Source organism: Pseudomonas brassicacearum (assembly GCF_003732265.1).
Lineage (GTDB): Bacteria > Pseudomonadota > Gammaproteobacteria > Pseudomonadales > Pseudomonadaceae > Aquipseudomonas > Aquipseudomonas brassicacearum_D.
Map to the genome: position 1 here is coordinate 296299 of NZ_MOBK01000008.1, position 25135 is coordinate 321433.

At 60.3% G+C, this 25135-nt stretch carries 22 protein-coding genes, 2 tRNA genes and 1 pseudogene; 13 read left to right on the top strand and 12 right to left on the bottom strand.

The features are described from left to right. Positions 1–18: 18 nt before the first annotated feature. From murI to hemA, 5 genes are read right to left on the bottom strand one after another with little or no spacing between them, the layout of a single operon-like run. Entirely contained in the window at positions 19–810 is a 792-nt protein-coding gene (gene murI / locus BK660_RS22385) for a glutamate racemase (protein ID WP_123435124.1), read from the bottom strand. Then, positions 803–1558, bottom strand: coding sequence for a molybdopterin-synthase adenylyltransferase MoeB (locus tag BK660_RS22390; protein ID WP_123435125.1), 756 nt, complete (start codon positions 1556–1558; stop codon positions 803–805). The genes murI and BK660_RS22390 overlap by 8 nt, the downstream gene beginning before the upstream one ends. Beyond that, the gene (gene prmC, locus BK660_RS22395) at positions 1552–2382 is read right to left on the bottom strand and encodes a peptide chain release factor N(5)-glutamine methyltransferase (protein WP_123435126.1); all 831 of its coding nucleotides are present in this window, start codon (positions 2380–2382) and stop codon (positions 1552–1554) included. The genes BK660_RS22390 and prmC overlap by 7 nt, the downstream gene beginning before the upstream one ends. Beyond that, entirely contained in the window at positions 2383–3465 is a 1083-nt protein-coding gene (gene prfA, locus BK660_RS22400) for a peptide chain release factor 1 (protein WP_123435127.1), read from the bottom strand. Then, a complete protein-coding gene (gene hemA / locus BK660_RS22405) occupies positions 3462–4751 on the bottom strand; it encodes a glutamyl-tRNA reductase (RefSeq protein WP_123435128.1) in 1290 nt (429 codons plus the stop codon). Before hemA ends, prfA begins: the two co-directional genes overlap by 4 nt. A 182-nt stretch (positions 4752–4933) precedes the next feature. Between hemA and BK660_RS22410 the strand changes: the two genes are divergently transcribed. From BK660_RS22410 to ychF, 8 genes are all read left to right on the top strand, one after another. Continuing rightward, positions 4934–6658, top strand: a complete 1725-nt coding sequence (locus BK660_RS22410) for a tetratricopeptide repeat protein (RefSeq protein WP_123435129.1) — start codon at positions 4934–4936, stop codon at positions 6656–6658. A 4-nt stretch (positions 6659–6662) separates the two neighbouring features. Beyond that, on the top strand, positions 6663–7280 hold the full coding sequence (gene lolB / locus BK660_RS22415; RefSeq protein ID WP_123435130.1) for a lipoprotein insertase outer membrane protein LolB: 618 nt from the start codon (positions 6663–6665) through the stop codon (positions 7278–7280). A gap of 2 nt (positions 7281–7282) precedes the next feature. Then, the gene (gene ispE, locus BK660_RS22420) at positions 7283–8134 is read left to right on the top strand and encodes a 4-(cytidine 5'-diphospho)-2-C-methyl-D-erythritol kinase (RefSeq protein WP_123435131.1); all 852 of its coding nucleotides are present in this window, start codon (positions 7283–7285) and stop codon (positions 8132–8134) included. Between the two features lie 36 nt (positions 8135–8170). After that, positions 8171–8245, top strand: a tRNA-Gln gene (locus BK660_RS22425). Positions 8246–8291: 46 nt separating this feature from the next. Continuing rightward, complete coding sequence (locus BK660_RS22430) at positions 8292–9233, top strand: ribose-phosphate pyrophosphokinase (RefSeq protein WP_003208392.1); 942 nt, start codon at positions 8292–8294, stop codon at positions 9231–9233. A gap of 141 nt (positions 9234–9374) precedes the next feature. Then, positions 9375–9977 carry a 50S ribosomal protein L25/general stress protein Ctc gene (locus BK660_RS22435; RefSeq protein WP_123435132.1) on the top strand — a complete coding sequence of 201 codons (603 nt, stop codon included), beginning with the start codon at positions 9375–9377 and terminating at the stop codon, positions 9975–9977. 168 nt (positions 9978–10145) lie between these two features. Further along, on the top strand, positions 10146–10730 hold the full coding sequence (pth, locus tag BK660_RS22440; protein ID WP_046030136.1) for an aminoacyl-tRNA hydrolase: 585 nt from the start codon (positions 10146–10148) through the stop codon (positions 10728–10730). Between the two features lie 22 nt (positions 10731–10752). Next, the gene (gene ychF, locus BK660_RS22445) at positions 10753–11853 is read left to right on the top strand and encodes a redox-regulated ATPase YchF (RefSeq protein ID WP_077431265.1); all 1101 of its coding nucleotides are present in this window, start codon (positions 10753–10755) and stop codon (positions 11851–11853) included. 187 nt (positions 11854–12040) lie between these two features. On the opposite strand, the gene BK660_RS22455 is transcribed toward ychF, so the two are convergent. Further along, positions 12041–13258, bottom strand: a complete 1218-nt coding sequence (locus tag BK660_RS22455) for an MFS transporter (RefSeq protein WP_123435133.1) — start codon at positions 13256–13258, stop codon at positions 12041–12043. 333 nt (positions 13259–13591) lie between these two features. Here BK660_RS22455 and BK660_RS22460 point away from each other — a divergent pair, with 333 nt between their 5' ends. Continuing rightward, the gene (locus tag BK660_RS22460; protein ID WP_123435134.1) at positions 13592–15646 is read left to right on the top strand and encodes a methyl-accepting chemotaxis protein; all 2055 of its coding nucleotides are present in this window, start codon (positions 13592–13594) and stop codon (positions 15644–15646) included. Between the two features lie 116 nt (positions 15647–15762). Then, a tRNA-Met gene (locus tag BK660_RS22465) sits at positions 15763–15839 on the top strand. Between the two features lie 89 nt (positions 15840–15928). On the opposite strand, the gene BK660_RS22470 is transcribed toward BK660_RS22465, so the two are convergent. Then, on the bottom strand, positions 15929–17038 hold the full coding sequence (locus BK660_RS22470) for a DUF2817 domain-containing protein (protein WP_123435135.1): 1110 nt from the start codon (positions 17036–17038) through the stop codon (positions 15929–15931). A gap of 165 nt (positions 17039–17203) precedes the next feature. Here BK660_RS22470 and ggt point away from each other — a divergent pair, with 165 nt between their 5' ends. Further along, complete coding sequence (gene ggt, locus BK660_RS22475) at positions 17204–19027, top strand: gamma-glutamyltransferase (RefSeq protein WP_123435136.1); 1824 nt, start codon at positions 17204–17206, stop codon at positions 19025–19027. A gap of 81 nt (positions 19028–19108) precedes the next feature. Here ggt and ddlA read toward each other — a convergent pair whose 3' ends face one another. Further along, positions 19109–20203, bottom strand: a complete 1095-nt coding sequence (gene ddlA / locus BK660_RS22480; protein WP_123435137.1) for a D-alanine--D-alanine ligase — start codon at positions 20201–20203, stop codon at positions 19109–19111. Positions 20204–20362: 159 nt separating this feature from the next. Here ddlA and BK660_RS22485 point away from each other — a divergent pair, with 159 nt between their 5' ends. Beyond that, positions 20363–21175 carry an AraC family transcriptional regulator gene (locus BK660_RS22485; protein ID WP_123435138.1) on the top strand — a complete coding sequence of 271 codons (813 nt, stop codon included), beginning with the start codon at positions 20363–20365 and terminating at the stop codon, positions 21173–21175. A gap of 76 nt (positions 21176–21251) precedes the next feature. Then, positions 21252–21620, top strand: coding sequence for a cupin domain-containing protein (locus BK660_RS22490; protein ID WP_123435139.1), 369 nt, complete (start codon positions 21252–21254; stop codon positions 21618–21620). Between the two features lie 4 nt (positions 21621–21624). On the opposite strand, the gene BK660_RS22495 is transcribed toward BK660_RS22490, so the two are convergent. The 4 genes and pseudogenes from BK660_RS22495 to BK660_RS22505 all read right to left on the bottom strand — a co-directional run bounded on the left by BK660_RS22495 (position 21625) and on the right by BK660_RS22505 (position 25030). After that, a complete protein-coding gene (locus BK660_RS22495; RefSeq protein ID WP_123435140.1) occupies positions 21625–22221 on the bottom strand; it encodes a flavin reductase family protein in 597 nt (198 codons plus the stop codon). Between the two features lie 57 nt (positions 22222–22278). Continuing rightward, a complete protein-coding gene (locus BK660_RS33660) occupies positions 22279–22887 on the bottom strand; it encodes a methyl-accepting chemotaxis protein (protein WP_259698524.1) in 609 nt (202 codons plus the stop codon). Further along, positions 22867–23631: pseudogene (locus tag BK660_RS33665) on the bottom strand (PAS domain-containing protein); the annotation flags it as partial. The pseudogene BK660_RS33665 and the gene BK660_RS33660, both read right to left, overlap by 21 nt. Positions 23632–23716: 85 nt before the next feature. Continuing rightward, entirely contained in the window at positions 23717–25030 is a 1314-nt protein-coding gene (locus tag BK660_RS22505) for an MFS transporter (RefSeq protein ID WP_123435142.1), read from the bottom strand. Between the last annotated feature and the right edge of the window lie 105 nt (positions 25031–25135).

The following is a 25135-nucleotide window of genomic DNA, read 5'->3' on the forward strand; positions in this document are numbered from 1 at the left end:
ACTGCCCCAACTTTTTGGTCAACGCTCGAAGCTTCTCACAACGCCGGACGTATTCCACAGTATCGGCAAGATATTTCTGAAATGAACCGGATCGGCACTCGTCCAGAACTCGGCAGCACGCGCCGGCCCGTCAGCGAAGAGTTCACGCTCGGCCAACAGACGCTGAAGTTGTCGCGCTACCGCCGCCCCGGTGTCGATCAGGCTGATGTCATCCGGGATCATCTGCTTAAGCATAGGCTTCAGGAAGGGATAATGGGTACAGCCGAGAATCAAGGTATCGCAGCCGGCGCCGAGCAGCGGCTCGACATAGCTGGCCAGCAACTGGCGCAAGGCCTCGCTGTGCAAATCGCCGTTTTCAATCAGCTCGACCAGGCCGGGACACGGCTGAGTGATGACGCGCACATCGGTGGCGAAACGGTCGAGCAAGGCGGCGAACTTGGCACTCTGCAAGGTGCCGGTGGTGGCGAGCACGCCGACCACGCCGCTGCGGGTCGCGGCGGCGGCCGGTTTGACCGCCGGCTCCATGCCGACGATGGGCCACTGCGGATAATCGCGACGCAAGTCGGCAACGCCGGCGACGGTCGCGGTGTTACACGCCAGCACCAGGGCTTTGGCGCCCTGCTGCTGGAAAAAGTCGGCCATGACGCTGCAGCGCTGGCGGATGAATTCCGGGGTTTTCTCGCCGTAGGGAATGTTCCCGCAGTCGGCGACGTACAGCAGTGACTCGTTGGGCAGCAACCGCTGGATCTCGGCCAGCACCGAGAGCCCACCGACGCCGGAGTCGAACATGCCAATCGGCGCTTCACGCATGTGTCGAACCACAGACGCTGCAACCCGGATCACGCTTGACCCGCAATTCACGGAAGCGCGAGCCCAACGCATCGATCAGCAACAGACGCCCCACCAGCGGCTCGCCGAAACCGACCAACAGTTTCAGGGCTTCCAGTGCCTGAAGGCTTCCGACCAGCCCCACCAACGGCCCGACCACGCCGGCCTCGCTGCACGTCAGTTCGGCTTCGCTGCCATGCCCGTATAAACAGTGGTAGCACGGGCTTTCCGGGCGGCGCGGGTCGAACACCGACAATTGCCCTTCGAGACGAATCGCCGCGCCACTGACCAGCGGTTTGCGGGCGACCACACAGGCCGCATTGACCGCTTCGCGGGTGGAGAAATTGTCGGAGCAGTCCAGCACCAGATCCACCGCGGCAACCGCTGCCGCGAGGGAGTCTTCGTCCAGCGCAGTGCGGTGGGCGATCAATTGAATCTCGGGATTGATGGCGGTCAAACGGCGAATCGCCGAATCAACCTTGCTCAGGCCGACGCTATCGGTGTCGTGAACGATCTGGCGTTGCAGGTTGGTCAGGTCGACCGTGTCGAAGTCGGCGAGGTGCAGCTCACCGACACCTGCCGCGGCCAGGTACAGCGCAACCGGCGAGCCGAGCCCGCCGAGGCCGACGATCAATACGCGGCTTTCCTTCAGTCGCAACTGGCCGTCGATGTCGACATGCTGCAACAGAATCTGCCGACTGTAACGCAACAATTCCTGATCATTCAGCACGGCAGGCGCCCCAGGCTGATACGTTCGTGCCCACCCAGATCAATTCGGCTGTGGACGTTTTCAAAGCCGCGGGTCAGCAACAAATCGCGCACGGCACTGGCTTGATCGTAGCCGTGTTCGAGCATCAGCCAGCCGCCCGCTTCCAGATAATCCGGCGCCTGGGCGACGATCAAGCGCAGATCGTCGAGCCCGTCGACCCCGGCCACCAAGGCACTGGCCGGCTCGAAGCGCACGTCACCCTCCACCAGATGCGGATCGGAAGAAGGGATGTAAGGCGGGTTGCTGATGATCAGTTGGAAACGCTGACCGGCCAGGGCGCTGAACCAATGACTACTCAGCACCGTGGCGTTATTGAGGTGCAGGCGCTGGCGATTGCGTTCGGCCAGGGCCACCGCTTCCAGCACGCGATCCACTGCCGTGACCTGCCAGGCCGGATGCTCGCTGGCCAGGGCCAGGGCGATGGCGCCACTGCCGGTGCCGAGGTCGAGGACCTTGGCGGGTGTGGCCGGCAACAGCTCAAGCGCGGCCTCCACCAGCAATTCAGTGTCCGGGCGCGGGATCAGCGTGTGCGGCGCCACTTCCAGGTCGAGCTTCCAGAACCCTTGCTGCCCCAGAATGTAGGCCACAGGCTCACCGCCGCGACGACGCTGCAAGTAGCTGGCAAACGTCAGCGCCGCTTCGCTGGGAACGATGCGCTCCGGCCAGGTATGGAGAAAACTGCGCGGCTTGCCCAATGCGGCAGCCAGCAACAACTCGGCATCCAGACGCGCAGTGGGCGAGTCGGGCAAGTCGGCGGCGCGCAGTAAACTGGCAATGATCGTCATTTACTCACCTATCGCTGCCAATTGATCGGCCTGGTATTCGGCCAGCAACGGCTCGATCACCGCATCGACGCCACCGGCAAGGATTTCGTCGAGCGAGTACAGCGTCAGGTTGACCCGATGGTCGGTAACCCGGCCCTGGGCAAAGTTATAGGTACGAATCCGCTCCGAGCGATCACCGGAACCGACCAGCAACTTACGCTCGCTGGCGATGGCATTGGCCGCGGCGCTGGTTTGCTGATCATTGAGTTTGGCCGACAGCCAGGACATCGCCCGGGCACGGTTCTTGTGCTGGGAGCGTTCTTCCTGGCACTCCACGACAATGCCGGACGGCAAGTGCGTGATGCGGATCGCCGAGTCGGTCTTGTTGACGTGCTGACCACCAGCGCCGGAAGAACGATAGGTATCGACCCGCAGGTCCGCCGGGTTGATCTCGATCGCTTCCTGCTCGTCCGGCTCGGGTAACACCGCCACGGTGCAGGCCGAGGTGTGGATGCGGCCCTGGGATTCAGTGGCCGGCACCCGTTGCACGCGGTGCGCGCCGGATTCGAATTTCAGCTTGCCGTAAACGTTGTCGCCTTCGACCCGGGCAATGACTTCTTTATAGCCACCGTGTTCGCCCTCGTTCTCGGAAAGGATTTCCACCCGCCAGCCACGACGCTCGGCGTAACGCGAATACATGCGGAACAGGTCGCCGGAGAAAATCGCCGCCTCGTCGCCGCCGGTGCCGGCACGGATTTCGAGGAACACGTTGCGCCCGTCGTTCGGGTCTTTCGGCAGCAGCATGCGTTGCAGGCTGGCTTCGAGTTCGATCAGTTGCTCCTTGGCTTCGCGGACTTCTTCCACGGCCATTTCGCGCATGTCCGGGTCGCTGTCCTTGAGCAGTGCCTGGGCGCCTTCGAGGTCGCCTTGCACTTTGAGCAACTGTTTATAGGTGCCGACAATCGGCTCGACTTCCGCGTATTCCTTGGAATAGGTGCGGAACTTGGCCTGATCGGAAATGACTTCGCCATCGCCAAGCAAGGCGGTCAATTCCTCGAAACGGTCCTGGAGGATGTCCAGCTTATTGAGCAGTGACGCTTTCATTGCGGTTTTTTATCCGAAAAGCTATCCGATGAGCCCTCATTCAGGGCAAAGAGCTCTTGAGCCATGGCCAGCGCATCGAGGCGGCCTTCGGCAGAGAGCTTTTTCAGTTGCACGCTGGGCGCGTGCAACAGTTTGTTGGTCAGGCCGCGCGCCAGTTGCACCAGCACGTCTTCGGCGCTGGTGCCGTTGGCCAGCAGGCGCTGGGCCTTTTGTAATTCTTCGTCGCGCATGCGCTCGCTTTGCTGACGATAAGCCTTGAGCACATCCACCGCCGCCAGTTCCCGCAGGCGCACCATGAAATCTTCGGCGCCGACCGAGACCATCTCTTCCGCCGCCTGGGCGGCGCCCTGGCGACTCTTGAGGTTCTCGGCGACCACTTCGTGGAGATCGTCGACGCTGTACAGGTAAACGTCGTCGAGTTCACCGACTTCCGGCTCGATATCGCGCGGAACGGCGATGTCCACCATGAAGATCGGCTTGTGCTTGCGCAGTTTCAGCGCGCTTTCCACCGCGCCTTTGCCCAGGATCGGCAACTGGCTCGCGGTGGAGCTGATGACGATGTCGCTGCGCACCAGTTCGGCCGGGATGTCCGAAAGCAACACGGCGTGAGCACCGAACTGCTCGGCCAGAATGCTCGCGCGCTCCAGCGTGCGGTTGGCGACGACGATGCGCTTCACACCCAATTCATGCAGATGACGGGCGACCAGGGTGATGGTTTCACCGGCGCCGATCAACAGGGCCTGGCTGCGTTGCAGGTCGCTGAAAATCTGTTTGGCCAGGCTGACCGCGGCAAACGCCACGGACACCGGGTTTTCGCCGATGGCGGTGTCGGTGCGCACTTGTTTGGCCGCGTTGAACGTCGCCTGAAACAAACGCCCGAGCAAAGGACCGATGGTGCCGGCCTCACGCGCCACGGCGTAAGCGGATTTCATCTGGCCGAGAATCTGCGGTTCGCCCAACACCAGCGAATCGAGCCCGGAGGCGACCCGCATCATGTGACGAACTGCCGCATCATCTTCGTGCACATAACTGCTCGCACGCAGCTCTTCGAGGCTCAAATGGTGATAATCGGCCAGCCAGCGCAACACGATGTCAGCCGAAAGGTGATCCTGTTCTATATAGAGCTCACTGCGATTGCAGGTGGAGAGGATCGCAGCTTCGCGGCTGTCGGTGAGGCGGCAGAGCTGCTGCAAGGCCTCCACCAGCTGCTCAGGGGTAAAGGCCACGCGCTCGCGGACGTCTACTGACGCAGTCTTGTGGTTGATACCGAGTGCAAGGAAGGCCATTCAAGGTCGCTGATGGTGACGTGAAGCCGGCAATTGTCCTACTTCGCCACAGACAGAACAACTACCGCTGACTATTGTCCCAATGTCCTGCCTCTATAAAGGCCTCGATTGAGACTCGGTTATGTTTGGCCGAAGGCTTGTGTCATGATGATCCGACCGCAGGTTAGTCGTCCTCTTCCTATATGAATAGATCTTCCGCGTTGCTCCTCGCTTTTGTCTTCCTCAGCGGCTGCCAGGCCTTGGCACCCTCGTCGCCGGACGGTACGTCGCCGGTTGAAGACAGCACTCCGGCCCCTGAAAAGCCCAAGGTTTACAGCTCATTCAGTGAAGAAACCGTCTTCAGTCTGTTGAGTGCCGAACTGGCTGGCCAACGCAATCGTTTCGACATTGCGCTGGACAACTACGTGACCCAGGCCATCAACACCCAGGATCCGGGCATCTCCGAGCGGGCATTTCGCATTGCCGAGTACCTGGGCGCCGATCAGGCCGCCCTGGACACCGCGCTGATCTGGGCAAAAAACGCCCCGAACGACCTCGAAGCGCAACGCGCAGCTGCCGTACAACTGGCGCGCGCCGGTCGTTATGACGACTCCATGGTCTACATGGAGAAAGTCCTGCAAGGCAAAGGCGACACACATTTCGACTTCCTTGCCCTGTCCGCCGCCGATACCGACCAGGACACGCGCAACGGCTTGATGAAAAGTTTCGACCGTTTGTTGCAGCGCCATCCGAAAAACAGCCAGCTGATTTTTGGCAAGGCCCTGTTGATGCAACAGGACGGCGACGCCAAAGGTGCGCTGACCCTGCTGGAAGACAACCCACCAGACGACGGCGAAATCGCCCCGATCCTTTTGCGCGCGCGCCTGTTACAGGTGCTCAACCGTGGCGACGAAGCCTTGCCGCTGCTGCAAAAAAGCATCAAGAAATACCCGGACGACAAGCGCCTGCGCCTGACTTACGCGCGGATGCTGGTTGAGCAGGACCGCATAGCAGACGCCAAAGCCGAGTTTTCCAGCCTGGTGCAGCAATACCCGGAAGACGACGAGTTGCGTTATTCCCTGGCACTGGTCTGCCTGGAAGCCAAGGACTGGGACGAGGCCAAGAATCTGCTTGAAGACCTGATCGCCCGCGAAAGCCACGTCGACTCTGCTCACCTGAACCTTGGCCGTATCGCCGAAGAACGCAACGACCCTCAAGGTGCGCTGATCGAGTACGCCAAAGTCGGGCCGGGTAACGACTACCTGCCGGCCCAATTGCGTCAGACCGACATTCTGATCAACAACGGCAAGACCGCCGAAGCTCAACGCCGCCTGGCCGCAGAGCGCGACGAGCAGCCGGATTACGCGATTCAGTTGTACCTGATCGAAGCCGAAACCCTGTCCGCCAATAATCAGGGCGACAAGGCCTGGGCTGTCCTGGACAAAGCCTTGCAGCAGTACCCGGACGATCTGAACCTGCTGTACACCCGCGCCATGCAGGCGGAAAAACGCAATGACCTGGCGCAGATGGAAAAAGACCTGCGCCTGATCATCAAGCGCGACCCGGACAACGCCATGGCACTCAATGCGCTCGGCTACACCCTGTCCGACCGCACCACGCGCTATGCCGAAGCCAAGGCCTTGATCGAACAGGCCCACCAGATCAATCCGGAAGACCCGGCGGTGCTCGACAGCCTCGGCTGGGTGAACTTCCGCCTGGGTAATCTCGATGAAGCCGAGCGCTATCTGCGCCAGGCACTGGAGCGTTTCCCCGATCAGGAAGTCGCCGCCCATCTGGGTGAAGTGCTGTGGGCCAATGGCAAACAGCGCGAAGCCAAACAAGTCTGGGGAAAATTCCTCAAGGAACAACCCGACAGCCCTACCCTGCGCGCTACCATCAAGCGCCTGACCGGATCAGAGACTCTTTAAGATTATGTTTTTGCGCCACGTTATCGTTTTCAGTTTCATCGCCCTGCTCGCCGGTTGCGCGGGTTTCGGCGCTCGCGAATCCGTCGAAGGCCACGGTAACCCGGCCCAATGGCGTGAACACAAACAGCAATTGACCGCCCTCGACGGCTGGCAGATCAACGGCAAGATCGGCATCCGCGCGCCCAAGGATTCGGGCAGCGGCACGTTGTTCTGGCTGCAACGTCAGGATTACTACGACATCCGCCTGTCCGGCCCGCTGGGTCGCGGCGCCGCACGCCTGACCGGCCGACCTGGCAAGGTTTCGCTGGAAGTGGCCAATCAGGGACGCTTTGACGCACCGAACCCGGAAATCCTGCTGGAAGAGCAACTGGGCTGGAAATTGCCAGTATCGAATCTGGCCTGGTGGGTCCGCGGGCTCCCGGCGCCAGACAGCAAAAGCAAGCTGAACCTGGATGCCGACAGCCGCCTGGCCAGCCTCGAACAGGACGGCTGGCAGGTCGAATACACCAGTTACACGCAACAAAACGGTTTTTGGCTGCCTGAGAAAATCAAGCTGCACGGCACCGACCTTGATGTCACGCTGGTGATCAAGGAATGGCAACCACGCAAGCTGGGGCAGTGAACATGACCACCCCTCGCTTGACGCTGCCCTCCCCGGCCAAACTCAATCTGATGCTGCACATCCTCGGTCGCCGTGAAGACGGTTACCACGAGTTGCAGACGATTTTTCAGTTCCTCGACTACGGCGATGAAATCTCCTTCGCCGTACGCGACGACGGCGTGATCCGGTTGCACACCGAATTCGACGGCGTTCCCCACGACAGCAATCTGATCGTCAAGGCTGCGAAGCAACTTCAGGAGCAATCCGGTTGTGCGCTCGGCATCGATATCTGGATTGATAAAATCCTGCCCATGGGCGGCGGTATCGGCGGCGGCAGTTCCAATGCCGCGACCACATTGCTCGGCCTGAATCATCTCTGGCAACTGGGCTGGGACGAGGATCGACTGGCTGCGCTGGGCCTCAAGCTGGGCGCTGACGTTCCGGTTTTCGTGCGTGGCCACGCCGCTTTTGCCGAAGGCGTAGGGGAGAAACTGACCCCTGTAGACCCCGAAGAACCGTGGTATGTCGTGCTGGTACCGCAAGTATCTGTAAGTACAGCAGAAATTTTTTCCGATCCGCTGTTGACACGTAACTCTCCTCCCATTAAAGTGCGCCCCGTTCCCAAGGGAAACAGTCGTAATGACTGCTTGCCAGTAGTAGCAAGGCGTTATCCAGAGGTACGTAACGCATTGAATTTGTTAGGTAAATTTACCGAAGCAAAACTCACTGGCACTGGAAGTTGTGTGTTTGGGGGCTTCCCAAGCAAAGCTGAAGCTGATAAAGTCTCGGCCCTTCTTACAGAGACCCTTACAGGGTTTGTAGCAAAAGGAAGCAACGTTTCGATGTTGCATCGCAAGCTGCAAAATCTGCTCTAAAGGAATCGATTACTGGGTAATCGTTGCAACAGATACAGGGGCGTCGCCAAGCGGTAAGGCAGCAGGTTTTGATCCTGCCATGCGTTGGTTCGAATCCAGCCGCCCCTGCCATTTTCCTATACTCATCCAGGTTACCCTCAGCCTTCAGGTACTGCGCGTGTCCAAGATGATGGTCTTTACGGGGAACGCCAACCCCGATCTGGCTCGACGTGTCGTACGTCAGCTGCATATCCCTCTCGGTGACATCTCTGTCGGCAAGTTTTCCGACGGCGAAATTACAGCCGAGATCAATGAAAACGTCCGCGGTAAAGATGTCTTCATTATTCAGCCGACTTGCGCTCCGACCAACGATAACCTGATGGAACTGGTAGTGATGGCTGATGCCTTCCGCCGCTCCTCGGCTACTCGTATCACTGCTGTTATTCCTTACTTTGGTTATGCCCGTCAGGATCGCCGTCCGCGTTCCGCACGTGTGGCTATCAGCGCGAAAGTCGTTGCTGACATGCTTACCGTAGTCGGCATCGACCGTGTTCTCACGGTTGATCTGCATGCTGACCAAATCCAGGGTTTCTTCGATATTCCGGTAGATAACATCTACGGCTCCCCTGTATTGGTGGATGACATTGAAGATCAGCGCTTCGAAAACCTGATGATCGTGTCCCCGGACATTGGTGGCGTCGTGCGTGCACGTGCTGTTGCCAAATCCCTGGGCGTGGATCTCGGGATCATCGACAAACGCCGTGAGAAAGCCAATCACTCTGAAGTGATGCATATCATCGGTGATGTCGAAGGGCGTACCTGTATTCTGGTCGATGACATGGTCGATACCGCCGGCACTCTGTGCCACGCGGCAAAGGCTTTGAAAGAGCATGGCGCTGCCAAGGTTTTCGCCTACTGCACACACCCTGTGCTGTCCGGTCGGGCGATCGAAAACATCGAAAATTCCATGCTGGACGAACTGGTGGTGACTAACACCATCCCGTTGTCCGCTGCTGCACAAGCCTGCTCGCGTATCCGTCAACTGGATATCGCGCCGGTAGTTGCCGAGGCGGTCCGCCGCATCAGCAATGAAGAATCGATCAGCGCGATGTTCCGCTAAGGGCCCTGCCCTTCTCGAATGTCTCGTTGACGAAAAGCGCCCCGCCCCGGCATTCCTGTCGGGGCGGGGCTTTTTTGCCCATATCGCCTTTAGCGCTGGTCGCAAACGCTGGGGCGAATGTGGTTATTTTGGAGATACAACATGAACGATTTTACTCTGAATGCTGAAGTGCGTTCCGACCTGGGGAAAGGTGCGAGCCGCCGCCTGCGTCGTCTCGCAAGCCTGGTACCAGCTGTAGTTTACGGTGGCGAAAAAGCCCCTGAATCCATCAGCATGCTGGCTAAAGAAGTTGCCAAACTGCTCGAAAACGAAGCGGCTTACAGCCACATCATCGAGCTGAACGTTGGCGGCACCAAGCAAAACGTAATCATCAAGGCTCTGCAACGTCACCCGGCCAAAGGCCACGTGCTGCACGCTGACTTCGTACGCGTAGTTGCCGGCCAAAAGCTGACCGCTATCGTTCCTGTGCACTTCATCAACGAAGCTGCTCCAGTGAAGAAAGGCGGCGAGATCTCGCACGTTGTTGCTGAAATCGAAGTGACCTGCCTGCCAAAAGACCTGCCTGAATTCATCGAAGTTGACCTGGCTAACGCCGAAGTCGGCTCGATCATTCACTTGTCCGACCTCAAAGCCCCTAAAGGCGTTGAGTTTGTTGCTCTGGCACACGGTGATGACAAGGCTGTTGCCAACGTCCACGCTCCACGTGTTGCTCCAGAAGCTACCGAAGAAGGCGCAGCAGAGTAATTTCACTCTGTTCGTCGGAGTGATTGGAACATCGCGGACTGGAACGTAGCGAGAAAGCGGGCGAGAACGCGGAGTTTACATAATGGTAAATGAGCAATTTTCGTCCACTTTCGCCGCACACACTGATTGCGGCGATGTTATCCACCACTCCAAGGAAGGGCCCCTATCGTGACTGCCATTAAACTGATCGTTGGCCTGGGAAATCCAGGCGCTGAATACGAACAGACCCGGCATAACGCAGGGGCCCTTTTTGTTGAGCGCATCGCGAACGCACAAGGGGTCAACCTTGTCGCCGATCGCAAATATTTTGGCCTGACCGGGCGCTATTCGCATCAGGGTCAGGATGTTCGTCTGCTGATTCCCACCACCTACATGAACCGTAGCGGCCAGGCCGTAGCAGCTCTGGCGGGTTTCTTCCGCATCAAGCCTGAAGAAATCCTCGTGGCGCACGACGAACTCGATCTGCCTCCGGGCGTTGCCAAGCTCAAGCAGGGCGGCGGCCATGGCGGTCACAACGGGTTGCGCGACATCATTGCGCAACTGGGCAATCAGAACACCTTTCACCGCTTGCGGCTTGGCATTGGCCACCCGGGCGTTGCCAGTATGGTTTCAAATTTCGTCCTGGGTCGTGCGCCACGCGCCGAACAGGAAAAACTCGATGCCAGCATCGACTTTGCCCTCGGCGTGCTGCCGGATATCCTCGCCGGTGAATGGAACCGCGCGATGAAAAACCTGCACAGCCAGAAGGCCTGACTCACTCCTCGGGGAAAACACCATGGGATTCAATTGCGGCATCGTCGGCCTGCCTAACGTCGGCAAGTCCACCCTATTCAACGCCCTGACCAAATCCGGGATCGCGGCCGAGAACTTCCCCTTCTGCACCATCGAGCCGAACACCGGTATCGTGCCGATGCCGGATCCGCGTCTGGACGCCCTGGCAGCCATCGTCAATCCAAAGCGCATCCTGCCGACCACCATGGAATTCGTCGACATCGCAGGCCTGGTTGCCGGCGCCTCGAAAGGTGAAGGCCTGGGCAACAAGTTCCTCGCTAACATCCGTGAAACCGATGCCATCGCCCACGTGGTCCGCTGCTTCGAAGACGAGAACGTGATTCACGTCTCCAACAGCGTCGACCCGAAACGCGACATCGAGATCATCGACCTGGAACTGATCTTCGCCGACCTCGACAGCTGCGAAAAGCAACTGCAGAAAGTCGCTCGCAACGCCAAGGGTGGCGACAAGGACGCCGTGGTCCAGAAAGGCCTGCTCGAGCAATTGATCGCTCACTTCACCCTCGGCAAGCCTGCGCGCACGCTGATGAAGAACATGGGCGCCGACGACAAGGCAGTGATTCGTGGCTTCCACCTGCTGACCACCAAGCCGGTCATGTACATCGCCAACGTCGCTGAAGACGGTTTCGAGAACAACCCGCTGCTGGACATCGTCAAGGCCATCGCCGACGAAGAAGGCGCCATGGTGGTTCCGGTCTGCAACAAGATCGAAGCCGAAATCGCCGAGCTGGAAGACGGCGAAGAGAAAGACATGTTCCTCGAAGCCCTGGGCCTCGAAGAACCTGGCCTGAACCGCGTGATCCGCGCTGGCTACGAAATGCTGCACCTGCAGACCTACTTCACCGCCGGAGTCGAAGAAGTCCGCGCCTGGACCGTCCGCGTCGGTGCCACCGCACCTCAAGCCGCTGGCGTGATCCACACCGACTTCGAAAAAGGCTTCATCCGTGCCGAAGTGATCGCGTACGACGACTTCATCCAGTACAAGGGCGAAGCCGGCACCAAAGAAGCCGGCAAATGGCGTCTGGAAGGCAAGGATTACATCGTTAAAGACGGCGACGTGATGCACTTCCGTTTCAACGTGTAAGACACACGCCCAAGAAAAAGCCGCGTTTGATACGCGGCTTTTTTGTGCCTGAAATAAATCCCACTAACAACGCAGAACCAATGTGGGAGCGGGCTTGCTCGCGAAGGCGGATTTTCAGTCGATATCGTTGTTGAATGTTAATCCGCTTTCGCGAGCAAGCCCGCTCCCACATTTGATTTGTGTGGGATCAGGCCTTTTTGGTTCTTGGCAGGAAGATCGCCAGCACACCCAACAACGGCAGGAACGAGCACAGGAAGTACACGTATTCAATGCCGTGTACATCCGCCAGATGCCCCAGCAACGCCGCACCAATCCCGCCAAAACCAAACATCAAGCCGAAGAACACCCCGGCAATCATCCCGACATTACCCGGCACCAATTCCTGCGCGTACACCACAATCGCAGAAAACGCCGAAGCGAGGATGAAGCCGATGATCACACTCAGGACGCTGGTCCAGAACAGGTCGACATGCGGCAGCAGCAACGTGAACGGCGCGACACCGAGGATCGAGAACCAGATCACCGCCTTACGCCCGATCTTGTCGCCGATCGGCCCACCGAAGAACGTCCCCGCCGCGACCGCGCCCAGAAACAGGAACAGGTGCAGCTGCGAACTGGCCACCGACAGGTCGAACTTTTCGATCAGGTAGAACGTGAAGTAGCTGGTGAGGCTGGACATGTAGAAGTACTTGGAGAACACCAGCAAGCCAAGTACCACCAGCGCACTGATCACCCTGCCCTTCGACAAACCGTGAGTCGCCGCCTGGCCTTGCTTGAGCTTGAACAGGTTCAAGTGATTGGCGTACCAGCGGCTGATCCGGTAGAGCACGAACAGCGCGAACACAGCGAATAGCCCGAACCAGGCCACATTGCCCTGACCATACGGGATGATGATCGCTGCGGCCAGCAACGGACCGAACGCCGACCCGGCATTACCGCCGACCTGAAAGGTCGATTGCGCCAGGCCAAATCGTCCGCCCGAGGCCAGTCGCGCCACGCGAGAGGCTTCCGGGTGAAAGGTCGACGAACCGATACCGATCAGCCCCGCCGCCAGCAGAATCAACGGAAAAGTGCCGACCATCGACATCATCACAATGCCAATCAGCGTGCACACCGTCCCGGCGGGAAGCAGCCAGGGTTTTGGATGTCTGTCGGTGTAGTAACCGACCCACGGCTGCAACAGCGAAGCGGTCAGTTGAAAGGTCAGCGTGATCAACCCGACCTGGGTAAAGGTCAGGCCATAGTTGGCCTTGAGCATCGGATAAATCGACGGCAGCACCGACTGGATCAAGTCGTTGATAAGGTGCGCCAGCGCCACTGCGCCGATGATGCGCATGACCAAAGGGCTGCTTTGTGAAGTCGCGGGTGCCGACGTCGCGCCGGTCTGAGCGTTGCTGATAGCCATGAGTATTTCCGTACAGCAGATGGGTGCACGCGGGCAGGTGCGTCAATGTGCCATTTTTCGGTGCGAGAGCGCCATCCCCTTAGCCAGCTAACGAACTAATCTTTCATCGCCCGACAGGTGATAGCGCAACGCCATGGTCTGAATCTTGCCTTGTTTAACTCTTTCAACGCGGGCCTCTTACAAAGGGGACCGAGAATGGGAAGTTTCGCTACAGAGTCGGCCTACAGAGCTGGCGAGGGTGAACTTTCGAGGCCTTTTAAAAGGGCACGAGTCGCGGTCGCAACGGCCTCGACGCACGCCGATGGTGCGTGGTGTCCAGAGGAGTCATGGGGCATGTCGTTTTTATCACCGGGGATCGGGTTGCTGGGGCGTTTTGGCTTCGCACGCAAATTTCAGCTGTTGTTCCTGCTGTTTATCCTGCCGCTCGCCGGCAGCCTGTTGATGATTGGTCAGGATTATCGCGCCAAACTCAGCCTCATCTCCGGCGAACGTGCCGGGGTCAGGCAGCTGCTTGCCCTGGATGCTCTGGATAACCTGCTCGCCGCCCAGCGTGATCGCGCTGCTCGCTGGCGCGCCACGGAAACCAATCGCCAACCGACGCCTGCGACCCTCGCCGCGATGGGCGCGTTTGATGCGGTGCAGCCGGCCGTCGCTCAAGCCACTTCAGACCTCGGCAACGCGCTGAAAGTCGAAGGCGCCGAGGGCGAAACGCTGACCCGCTATCAAGCCCTGCAAACCGCCCTCAATGGCCTGGATTCGAAAAGCCTGAGCGGCGTCGGCTGGTGGCCGGACGGTTACGACCGTTTCACCAATGCCTTGAGCGCCCTGCAAGCCCTGCGCGAACAGATCGCCATGGACAACCGCCTGACGCTCGCACCGTGGCTGGAAACTTACTTGCTGACGCAGATTTCCACCCAGCACGCGCCAGACCTGATTGAACGCGTCGGTCGCCTCGCCGCCGTCGGCCAAGCGTCCGTGGTGTCGGGCCAGTTCACCCTGCAAAGCCGCCTGCAACTGCGCGACCTGCGCAGCCGTATCGGCGATGCCCGGGAGCAACTGGTGAAAACCGCCACACTCCTGGAAGCGCGCCTACCCAGTGCATTGCAAAGCTGGGCCGGGCAATACCATGACAACCTGAAACACCTCGACGCGAGCCTGAAGGTGCTGGATGACGGCGTGTTCGGCGGCAGCATCAGCCTCAAGCCGGAAGAATTCGAACGCAACCTCGACGCCCTGCTCACGGACCTTGCGGCCCTGCGCCAGCAATCGTTGACGTCGCTGGATCAGCGTCTGGATTACTACCACGACTCGGCGATTCGCCAATTCATGCTGGTGGCGACAATCTTTGGTTGCCTCCTGCTGGCCGCGCTGTACCTGTTCATCTGCCTGCAAGCCTCGATCCGCCGCAGCGCCAGCGGCATTACGCTGCTGGCCGAAGCCCTGCGTGACGGCAATCTGAGCCTGCAAGCCCCCGTGCAGGGCCGTGACGAACTGGCGGCCATCAGCACCGCCCTGAACGTCGCCGTGGTGCAGTTGCGCAACAGCTTGCAGGGGGTCGATCACGAAACCTTGCAGGTGAGCAACGCGGTGCGCACGCTCAACCATCACTCCAGCGGCGCCCTCGGCGAAGTCGAAGCGCAACAGTTGCAAATCAGCCAGATCGCCGCGGCGGCCACGCAACTGGCGGCGACCTCTCAAGGGGTCGCCCAGAGTTGCGAGCAGGCCTCAGGCAGCGCTCAGCACACCCAACGCATTGCCGCCGACAGCAGCCGAGACAGTCAGCGCACCACGGCGAGCATTCAGCAACTGAATCAGCGCTTGAACGACACGGCTGCGGCGCTGGGCCGGGTCAGTGAGCAAGGGCAACAGATTCAGTTGGTGGTCGACACCATTCGCGGAGTCGCCGAGCAAACCAACCTGTTGGCGCTCAACGCGGCTATCGAGGCCGCTCGTGCCGGTGAACAAGGTCGCGGGTTTGCCGTGGTGGCTGACGAGGTGCGCAGTCTGTCGCAACGCACCCAGTCGTCTACCGCGCAAATTGCCGGCACGGTCGACAGCCTGCGCAACACCGTGAACGAAGCGGTCAGCCTGATGGAAGCGGCCTGTAGCCAGGCACAAAGTGATGCCCAATCCGTCACCGGCCTGGGCGAACGCCTGGGGGAAATTGCCCTCGCGGTGCAAGGCGTGACCGACACCCTGGCGCACATCGCGACCGCCGTGGAAGAACAGGCCAGTACCGCCGATGAAGTCAGCGGCAACATTCAGCAAGTCGATCAGGCGGCGGTCAGGTTGCTGGAAGGCGCGCGGGCAGTGAACCTGGCGGCGGACACCTTGAGCCAGGGCAGCAAGGCCCTGAGCGCGAATACCGGGAGATTTCAACTCAGTTGACGCCCTCCTCCGGCCCGTTTTTTCGGGTCAGGAGGATAAGCAGTTGAAAGCGTAGAGAAATATTTTATATTTACGCTTGACACATCATCGTTCCAAGCCAATAATGCGCGCCACTTGGCTACATAGCTCAGTTGGTTAGAGCATAGCATTCATAATGCTGGGGTCCGGGGTTCAAGTCCCTGTGTAGCCACCAAGTACTAAAAACGGCTTACCGAAAGGTAGGCCGTTTTTTTATGCCTCGAGAAAAGTACCCTGAACCCCATGGGTCCAGGGTGATCCGCCTCAGGTGCGAATCGTCGGTAATGCCGAGAGCGCCCGCTCCCAAATCTGCCACGTCCGCAACCACACCATGGCCTGCCAGTCGCTGTCGGCCGGATAGAACTGCTCCAGCAAATTCAGCTTGATCCCGCGCGCCAGCACCCCCGTCAGATCGCCATGCAGATGCAGCCAGTGGTCGTCGCGCAAATGACGATGCACGTCCGCCCCCGGGTACGTCCCGCACTCAATCACAAAGGGCATCAACCGAACCTGCGGCAACGCATCGATCAACGCCTGCGAGGTGTAACCAGTCGCCGTTGCTGCCACACCGGTTTCGCTTAATGTGTCGGCGCCGGTCAGCAGCGTGTACAGCCACGGGCCGTAAATGGCCTGGGCATCGTGCAGCGCCGGATAAGCCGCCTCAGTGATGGTCAGCAGCATCGGATGACCGTATTCGCCGGCCCCCGTGTGCAAATCAAAACACATGGCCACGTCGGCATGGGCGATGTGCTTTTGCAGGATGGTGTGCAATGTACGGTTCGACCAACTTGGCGCCCGCCCACCGTAAAACAGACCGTCGGGGTGACTGTGCTGGCCGCCCTCGACAATCGACATCACCGCCGGCCAGCCATGTTGGCGGATCTGCGCGTCGAGCAAGGCATCGGCGCGATCACGCTCAGGACCTTGCAGCTCGGTGCAGGCGTAGATGTCATGCAGCGTTGCGTAAGCCTGATTGTCCGGCAACGGCCGTTCGAAATTCAGGTGATTGCGGTTCAGGTCGATGTTGTCTTCGTTGACCCGCCGTAGCCACGCGGTGCCCCAGGGATTGATCAGGTGAATGAACACCACGGCCACATCCGCCGGCAGTGAGCGCTTGCCCAACTCCTGCATCCATTTGATCTGGCAACCCGAACCATAGAAGCCTTCGACGCCATGGGTGCCGCTCAGCGCGATCAGCAACCGCTTGGCGCCGGGATCGCCCAGCACTGCCACATCGGTACTCAAGGGCTCGCCGAAAGGCCCTTTCAGCGGATGCGGGTATTGGGTCAGCGTCGCACCGGCCTCGGTGGCGGCCGCGAGGAACAGCTCTCGCTGATGACGGTAACTGGGCTGGGTGGGAAACTCGGTCTGCATGTCTGCCTCTTGTTGATCTTCTGGCTCGTCTGATGCCCTCGACCCTACAGAAAATCCGTCGGCTCATGAAGGACAAAAGCAGCTTTACTGTTGGCCCTGGTTTGCGCCATGCCGAGTCGGCCGATAAAGTCCCGGTAACTTTTCCCACGGACGGAGTGCCCCAACGTGTTCCCAGCCTTCCACTTAAGCCGCTCAGCCCTGTCGCTGATCGTCGCGACGCTGACCCTCACCGCCTGCAACGCGCCACCGACCTCGACGTTGCCTGTGGCACCCGAAAGCGCTTCGGGCTATCGCACCGACCTGCAAACCCGGCACGCCTCCAGACACATGGCGGCAGCGGCCAACCCGCTGGCGGCCGAAGCCGGCCGGGAGATGCTGCGTCAGGGCGGCTCGGCGATTGATGCCGCCATCGCGATGCAAGCGGTGCTGACGCTGGTCGAGCCGCAATCCTCCGGCATTGGCGGCGGTGCTTTGATCGTGCTCTGGGATGGCAAGGCGGTGCGCACCTTTGACGGTCGCGAAACCGCGCCAGCCGGTGCCACGGAGAAGCTTTTCCTACAGGCCGACGGTAAACCGATGGCGTTCACCCCGGCGCAGATTGGCGGGCGTTCGGTGGGGACGCCGGGCGTGTTGCGAGCGCTTGAACTGGCCCATCGCAAACACGGCCGCCTGCCGTGGGCGAAGCTGTTCGAACCGGCCATCAAACTCGCGGAGCAAGGCTTCGCCATCTCTCCGCGCCTTCATCTGTTGATCGCCTCGGATTCGTCCATGCGCAGCTCGCCGGACATGGTCGCCTACTTCCTGAATGCGGACGGCAGCCCGAAAGCCGCTGGCACGTTGTTGAAGAATCCGGCACTGGCCGCTGTGTTGATACGCATCGCCAAAGAAGGGCCTGATGCGTTGTACAAAGGCGCCATCGCGCAAGAGATCGTCACCAAGGTTCAGGGCCATGCCAACCCCGGCAGCTTGTCCCTGAACGATCTGCAAGGCTATCAGGCCAAGGAACGCGCGCCGCTGTGCACCGATTACAAACGCTGGCAGGTGTGCGGCATGCCGCCGCCATCATCGGGCGGAATCGCCGTGGCGCAGATCCTCGGCACCTTGCAGGCCCTGGAAACCCGCGACCCGCGCTTCGCCCTCGCGCCGCTGAAACCGCTCAAGACCCAAAAACCCGCAGGCACCGAGCCCGCCCCGCAAGCCGTGCACCTGATCGCCGAAGCCGAACGCCTGGCTTATGCCGACCGCGCGCAGTACGTGGCCGACGCCGACTTCGTGCCCGTGCCGGTCAAAGGGCTGGTAGACCCGGCCTATCTGGCCAGCCGCGCTGCTTTGATCGGTGATCGCAGCATGGGCGTAGCCAAACCCGGCACCCCGCCGGGCATTCAGGTTGCCTACGCGCCGGACCGTTCGCCACTGCGTATCTCTACCTCTCAAGTGGTGGCGGTGGATGACCAAGGCGGGGCCGTGTCGATGACCACCACCATTGAGTCCGCCTTCGGCTCGCACGTGATGGTCCAGGGCTTCCTGCTCAATAACGAGATGACCGACTTTTCGTTCATCCCCGAAGAAAACGGGCAAAAAGTCGCCAACCGCGTCGAGCCCGGCAAGCGCCCACGCTCGTCCATGGCGCCGACCCTGATCTTCGACCGCCAGAGCGGCGAATTCCTCGCCACCCTCGGCTCCCCCGGCGGCTCGCAAATTATCGAGTACGTAGCCAAATCCACCATCGGCCTGCTCGACTGGAACCTCGACCCACAAACCGCCATCAACCTGCCCAACTTCGGCAGCCGCAACGGCCCGACTGAGCTGGAACAGGGCCAGTTCAGCGCGGAACTGATCCAGGCGTTGAAGGACAAGGGACACAGCGTCAGCGAAATCGACATGACCAGCGGCACCCAGGCGATTGTTCGGGTAAAGGATGCGCAAGGGAATGCGTCATTGGCCGGAGGGGCCGATCCTCGGCGTGAGGGGAAAGCGTTGGGGGATTGATTCGTACCCGGGAATGAAAAAGGGCTTACCGGGAGGTAGGCCCTTTTCGGTCCCGGATGTCACCACACGCAAACATGCCGCTTAGCGCGAGATCTTCAACCCCTGTCGCGTCTTGTGCTTGTCCAGGGCCAGATCGATCAAGCGGCTGACCAGTTCGCTGTAGGTCATGCCGGTGGCCTGCCAGAGTTTGGGGTACATGCTGATCCGGGTGAAACCGGGCAGCGAGTTGATCTCATTGATCAGCACTTCGCCGCTGTCGGTGAGAAACACATCGACCCGCGCCAGCCCGGAGCAGCCGAGCACCTGGAACGCCTCGACGGCCAGTGCCCGGATGCGTTCGCTGGCCTCGACACTGATGTTAGCCGGGACCACCACCTGCGCCGCTTGGGCGTCGATGTATTTGCTGTCGTAGGAATAGAAACCGCCACTCACGACGATTTCGCCACAACCACTGGCGATGGCGTCTTCGTTGCCGAGCACCGCGCATTCGATCTCACGGCCACTGACGGCGGATTCGATCAGCACTTTTTCGTCGAAACCCAGGGCCAGTTCCACGGCCGCCAGATACTCGACTTCGTCATTGACCTTGCTCACGCCCACGGATGAGCCCTGGTTCGCCGGTTTGACGAACAGCGGCAGGCCGAGTTTGCCCTGCACCTCTGCGAACCCGGTACGCGCTGCCGTGGCGCGGTTCAAGGTCACGAACGGCGTGACCGCCAACCCGGCGTCGCGCAGCAGGCGTTTGCTGATGTCCTTGTCCATGCACACCGCCGAACCGAGCACGTCGGAGCCGACAAAGGGCAGGTCGGCCATGCGCAACAGGCCTTGCAGGCAACCGTCTTCACCCAGGGTGCCGTGGACAATCGGGAAGATCACATCGACGTGCCCGAGCAAGTCCTGACCGGAGGTTTCCACCAATTGCTGACTGACTTTGCCCGGCACCACGGCCAGTTCACGGTTGGACTGGTTGAGGGCGATCAGGGCTGGATTTTCCTGATTGAGCAGGAAGTTCGAAGGGTCGTTGAGGTGCCAGTGACCCTGTTTGTCAATGCCGATCAGCACCGGCTCGAAGCGCGAGCGATCCAGCGCATCGACAATGTTCTTCGCCGATTGCAGCGACACTTCGTGCTCCGCCGAACGACCACCAAAAACAATCCCTACCCGCAGTTTGCTCATTCAAAACACCTCAACGATTGGCCACGCGCCGAACAGCAGAGAGAACCTTGCAACATTCGCCCACGGTTTTCCACCCGTCCAAAGGGTTTAATCGGCGAGCAGACAGCCAGTCGATCACTGGGGTAACGTGTTCTTCATCGCGTTCAAGACACCTACACCATGGCCAAGCAAACGCCTCCCATCGACTGGTTCCACCGCGCGCCCGACGTGGGCGGCCTGCAGCGTTTCGAAGCGTTTTTTGCGGGTCACGGCTACGACCTTCATCGTCACGACACCTACGCCATCGGTCGAACCCTGGCCGGCGTGCAGAGTTTTCAGTACCGCGGCGGATGGCGCCACAGCCTGCCGGGCGGGACCCTGGTGTTGCACCCGGACGAAGTCCACGATGGCGAGGCCGGCACCGAGGTCGGGTTCAAATACCGGATGATGTACATCGAACCGGCGCTGATCCAGCAGATGCTCGGCGGGCAGCCACTGCCGTTCATCAAGACCGGACTGTCGACCGACCCTCGCCTGTTCGCCGCCACCGACGTGCTGTTGCGCAGCCTGGATTGCCCCCTCGATCCTTTGGAGGAGCAGGACGCGCTGTACGATCTGGCGCAGGCCTTGAGCAGCGTTTCGGGAACAACTTCCGCCCGCCACCAGAGCTTCGACTACGTGGCTGCGGAGCGCGCGCGGGAGTTCATTCACTGTGCGCTGGATCGCACCGTGACGCTGGATGAGCTGGCGCACCACAGCGGTCGTGATCGCTGGAGCCTGTCACGGGACTTTCGCCTGTTGTTCGGCACCAGCCCTTATCGATACCTGACCATGCGGCGCCTGGACCTGGTGCGCTCGCTGCTGATCCAGGGCCAGTCGCTGGTCAGCGCCGCGTTGATTGCCGGCTTCACCGATCAGAGCCACATGACCCGGCAGTTCAGCAAAACCTACGGTCTGTCGCCGGCCCGCTGGATGAAAATGCACCGTCGCTGAGCCACGCACAATCGTACAAGAAGCAGACCTGAGTGCTGGTTATCGTGGGTTCACGATCAACCACGGGAGACGCTTCATGTCCGCTTACAAAAGCCTGAACTTCGCTGAAAAAATCGCCCGTATCGATGTGCACTGGGCGCCCCGAGTCATCGCCGAAATGAACGACTACCAGTTCAAGGTGGTGAAGTTGCTCGGGGATTTCATCTGGCATGACCATATTGAAACCGACGAAACCTTCATCGTGCTCGAAGGCCAGCTACGCCTCGATTTTCGTGACGGTTTCGTGTTGGTCAACGCCGGTGAAATGTATGTGGTGCCCAAAGGGGTCGAGCACAAACCGTCCGCCGAGCAGGAGGTGAAACTGCTGCTGATCGAACCCAAGGGCGTATTGAACACCGGCAGTGAAGGCGGTGAACGCACGGCGGTCAATGACGTGTGGGTGTGAGGTGTTACGCCAGTGTCTTGCCGTCCACCGGGTCGCCAATCATCAGGAAATGCCCGCCCGCCACATGGTGCAAGGTGCGCAAGGCGTCATGCCCTTCGAAGTGCCAACGGCCGTCGCTGAAGACCCGTTCATCCGCCTGGGCGGCAATCACCTCGGCCAGGAACAGATCGTATTGCTGATGATTGCTGGGCTCTGGCAGCAGTCGGCATTCGAGCCACGCCACGCAGCCCTCGAGCATAGGAGCCTCGATCAGCTCACCGCTGAAGGTCTGCAAACCGTAGGCCTGGAACTTGTCCTGACCTTGGCCCTGGGTCAATTCCAGGCCTGATGTCGAGCCAACGGTCTGGGTGATATCGGCCTGAGCCGCGCAGGGCACGTTCAGGACGAAGGTGCCCGAGGCTTCCAGCAGTTGCCGGGTCCAGGTGGACTTGTCCAGCACCACGGCAATTTTCGGCGGTTCGAAATCCAGCGGCATGGCCCAGGCCGCGGCCATGATATTGCGCTGGCCATTATGGGCGGCGCTCACCAGTACGGTCGGCCCGTGATTGAGCAAGCGATAAGCCTTGGACAAAGGAACCGGGCGGCGGTGGGAAACGCTCATGGTGTCTGCTCCTGGGAAAAGAGCCGATTGTAGCGATTTCCACCGCGAGGGCGGGTATCAAGTCGCCAGTTGATTGGCGAATTGGCCGACCGCGTTCACCACTTTCTGCGCACCGTCCTGAATCTCGACGATCACCGTACCGGCTTCCGCCGCCAGCGCCAGGCCTTGTTCTGCCTGAAGCTTGCCGTCGGTCATCAGGGCCACGGCATTGCGCGCCATTTCCTGGTTCTGCCGCACGACACCGACAATCTCATCGGTGGCCTGGCTGGTACGAGACGCCAACTGCCGGACCTCGTCCGCCACCACGGCAAAGCCCCTGCCCTGTTCGCCTGCACGAGCCGCTTCGATGGCCGCGTTGAGCGCCAGCAAGTTGGTCTGTTCAGCGATACCGCTGATGGTTTTGACGATGGTGCCAATCACCAGCGATTGCTCGTTCAAGGCCTCGATGCCATCGCCGGCGGTCTGCATGTGCTTGGCCAGGTCGCGCATCACGTCGACCGCCTGAGTCACCACGGCCGTACCGCGCTGGGCGCTTTGGTCGGTTTGCTGAGAGGTGCTGTAGGCAATGTTGGCCGCTTCGGCCACGGCGTTTTCCTGGTTGACCTGATCGGTGATCACGGTGGCGAACTTGACCACTTTGTAGAGCTTGTTGTTCGCGTCGACCACCGGGTTGTAGGACGCTTCCAGCCAGACCATACGTCCGTGGCTGTCGACGCGCTTGAAACGGCCGGCGACAAACTCACCGGCGTTCAGGCGTCGCCAGAAGTTCTGGTATTCGGCGCTGCCGGCCTCCTGCGGCTCACAGAACGTACGGTGATGTTTGCCCTTGATCTGCGCGAGGCTGTAACCCATGCCGCTGAGGAAGCGGTCGTTGGCCGCCAGTACATTGCCATCGAGGTCGAACTCGATCACCGCCGTCGAACGCACCAGCGCGCCGATCAGGTTCTCGTGTTCACGGGACGCTTCAATGGTGCGGGTCAGGTCGCTGGAGTAAATCGAGAAATGCTTGATCCGGCCGTCCGCCGAGCGCACCGGCTGCAAAATTGAACGCAACCAGGCTTCCTTGCCATTGCCACGCAGCAAACGCACAGCACCGGCGAAATGCTCGCCGCGGGTCAGCGCGTTCTGGAAGCGGCGGTGGAATTCATCGGATTTGACATGGGCCGGGACGATCTCGTCGATGTTGCGGCCGGTCAGGTCGCCGCTCTTGTAGAACATTTCACCCAGGAAGTTCTGGTTGGCCGATTGAATCCGGCCATCGGGATCAAGCGTCAGGACCAGCATCTCGCTTTCCAGACTGTCCTTCACTTGATGAAGGCTGGAGAGTTCTTCGCGAAGAGCCGACAGCTCCTGCTTCAAGCGTTTGTTGAACATGGGAAAGCACCGATGGACTGGGAGAGAAAGCGGCATGCAGCCTAGCCATCGGCGTTGCGGATGTTTTCTGAAGAGTGTTTCAGGGTTGTCCTACAAAAATAGTTGCCGTATCAACCTGCGCTTACATCGCGCCAGCGGCGGCGCAATGGCCGGCTCTGGGCAGGCGGGCGCCAAAGTACGCCGCGCTGCCTACACCCACCGCCCCCATGACCGCACAGAAGATCACGCAGATCCATGGGCTCCATGGCATCAAACCAATCAACAACAGCGGCGTGATGCTCGCCCACGCGGCGTAGGCAATGTTGTAGGTGAAGGAAATGCCCGAGACACGAACCCGCGCCGGGAACAGGCTCACCATCACTGACGGCACCGCGCCGACCACGCCGCAACTCAGACCGGCAATCGCATAGGCCAGACCGATCCAGTGGCCGCCGGTAATCAGGCAGGTATAGAGCACACCGATACCCAGCGGCAGCAGCAGGCTATAAAGCATGACCGTGCGCCAGCCGCCGATGCGGTCGACCAGCAACCCGGCGAGTACGCAGCCGATGTTCAGGAACACGATGCCCAGCGCACTCAGGGCGAAGGTATGGCTGGCGGTCATGCCGAAGGTTTTCTGCATCATGGTCGGAGTGATGACGACAAACACCACCACCGCCGAGGTCAGCACACAGGTGAGGATCATCGCCGGCAACATCGCCAGACGATGCTCACGCAGGACCGTGCGCAGCGGCAGTTCGACGGCGGCATCGCGCTGCGCCTGCATCGCCATGAACACCGGGGTTTCACTAAGCCAGCGACGCAGCCAGACGCCGATCACCCCGAACACACCGCCCAGGAGGAACGGGTAGCGCCAGGCGAAATCCAGAATCTCCGCCGGGGTGAACGCCTGTGCGAGGAAGGTCGCCGTCAGTGCGCCAATCAGGTAGCCAAAGGTCAGCCCGGCTTGCAGGAAACCGAGGGCATACCCGCGATGCCCGGCCGGCGCGTGTTCGGCGACGAACACCCAGGCGCTCGGCACTTCACCGCCCACCGCCGCGCCTTGCAGCACGCGTAACACCAACAGCAGCAGCGGCGCCCAATAGCCGATCTGCGCGTAGGTCGGCATGATCCCGATCAGCAGGCACGGGAGCGCCATCATCAGAATGCTCAGGCTGAAGACTTTCTTGCGCCCCAGCCGGTCGGCGAAATGCGCCATCAGAATCCCGCCCAATGGGCGCGCCAGATAACCGGTGACGAAAATCCCGAAGCTTTGCAGCAGGCGCAACCATTCGGGCATTTCCGGCGGGAAGAACAGTTGGCTGAGGGTCAGGGCGAAGAACACGAAAATGATGAAATCGTAGATTTCCAGCGCGCCGCCAAGGGCCGCAAGGCCGAGGGTCTTGTAATCCGAGCGGGTAAAAGGCGTCGGGCGCGAAGGGGTGTTGGCAGTCATGAAAAAGAACTCTGCAGCCGGTAAAAAACCAAGGCGCCCATGGTCTACGCAAATGCGCCCATGGACAAGCCGTTAGACCATAGTCCTGTTTTGGTAAAGTTTCGT

Coding starts and splice junctions, on each gene's coding strand:
- murI (WP_123435124.1), bottom strand. CDS start 810: ATGCGTGAAGCGCCGATTGGCATGTTCGACTCCGGCGTCGGTGGGCTC.
- prmC (WP_123435126.1), bottom strand. CDS start 2,382: ATGACGATCATTGCCAGTTTACTGCGCGCCGCCGACTTGCCCGACTCG.
- prfA (WP_123435127.1), bottom strand. CDS start 3,465: ATGAAAGCGTCACTGCTCAATAAGCTGGACATCCTCCAGGACCGTTTC.
- hemA (WP_123435128.1), bottom strand. CDS start 4,751: ATGGCCTTCCTTGCACTCGGTATCAACCACAAGACTGCGTCAGTAGAC.
- BK660_RS22410 (WP_123435129.1), top strand. CDS start 4,934: ATGAATAGATCTTCCGCGTTGCTCCTCGCTTTTGTCTTCCTCAGCGGC.
- lolB (WP_123435130.1), top strand. CDS start 6,663: ATGTTTTTGCGCCACGTTATCGTTTTCAGTTTCATCGCCCTGCTCGCC.
- ispE (WP_123435131.1), top strand. CDS start 7,283: ATGACCACCCCTCGCTTGACGCTGCCCTCCCCGGCCAAACTCAATCTG.
- BK660_RS22435 (WP_123435132.1), top strand. CDS start 9,375: ATGAACGATTTTACTCTGAATGCTGAAGTGCGTTCCGACCTGGGGAAA.
- ychF (WP_077431265.1), top strand. CDS start 10,753: ATGGGATTCAATTGCGGCATCGTCGGCCTGCCTAACGTCGGCAAGTCC.
- BK660_RS22455 (WP_123435133.1), bottom strand. CDS start 13,258: ATGGCTATCAGCAACGCTCAGACCGGCGCGACGTCGGCACCCGCGACT.
- BK660_RS22460 (WP_123435134.1), top strand. CDS start 13,592: ATGTCGTTTTTATCACCGGGGATCGGGTTGCTGGGGCGTTTTGGCTTC.
- BK660_RS22470 (WP_123435135.1), bottom strand. CDS start 17,038: ATGCAGACCGAGTTTCCCACCCAGCCCAGTTACCGTCATCAGCGAGAG.
- ddlA (WP_123435137.1), bottom strand. CDS start 20,203: ATGAGCAAACTGCGGGTAGGGATTGTTTTTGGTGGTCGTTCGGCGGAG.
- BK660_RS22485 (WP_123435138.1), top strand. CDS start 20,363: ATGGCCAAGCAAACGCCTCCCATCGACTGGTTCCACCGCGCGCCCGAC.
- BK660_RS22490 (WP_123435139.1), top strand. CDS start 21,252: ATGTCCGCTTACAAAAGCCTGAACTTCGCTGAAAAAATCGCCCGTATC.
- BK660_RS22495 (WP_123435140.1), bottom strand. CDS start 22,221: ATGAGCGTTTCCCACCGCCGCCCGGTTCCTTTGTCCAAGGCTTATCGC.
- BK660_RS22505 (WP_123435142.1), bottom strand. CDS start 25,030: ATGACTGCCAACACCCCTTCGCGCCCGACGCCTTTTACCCGCTCGGAT.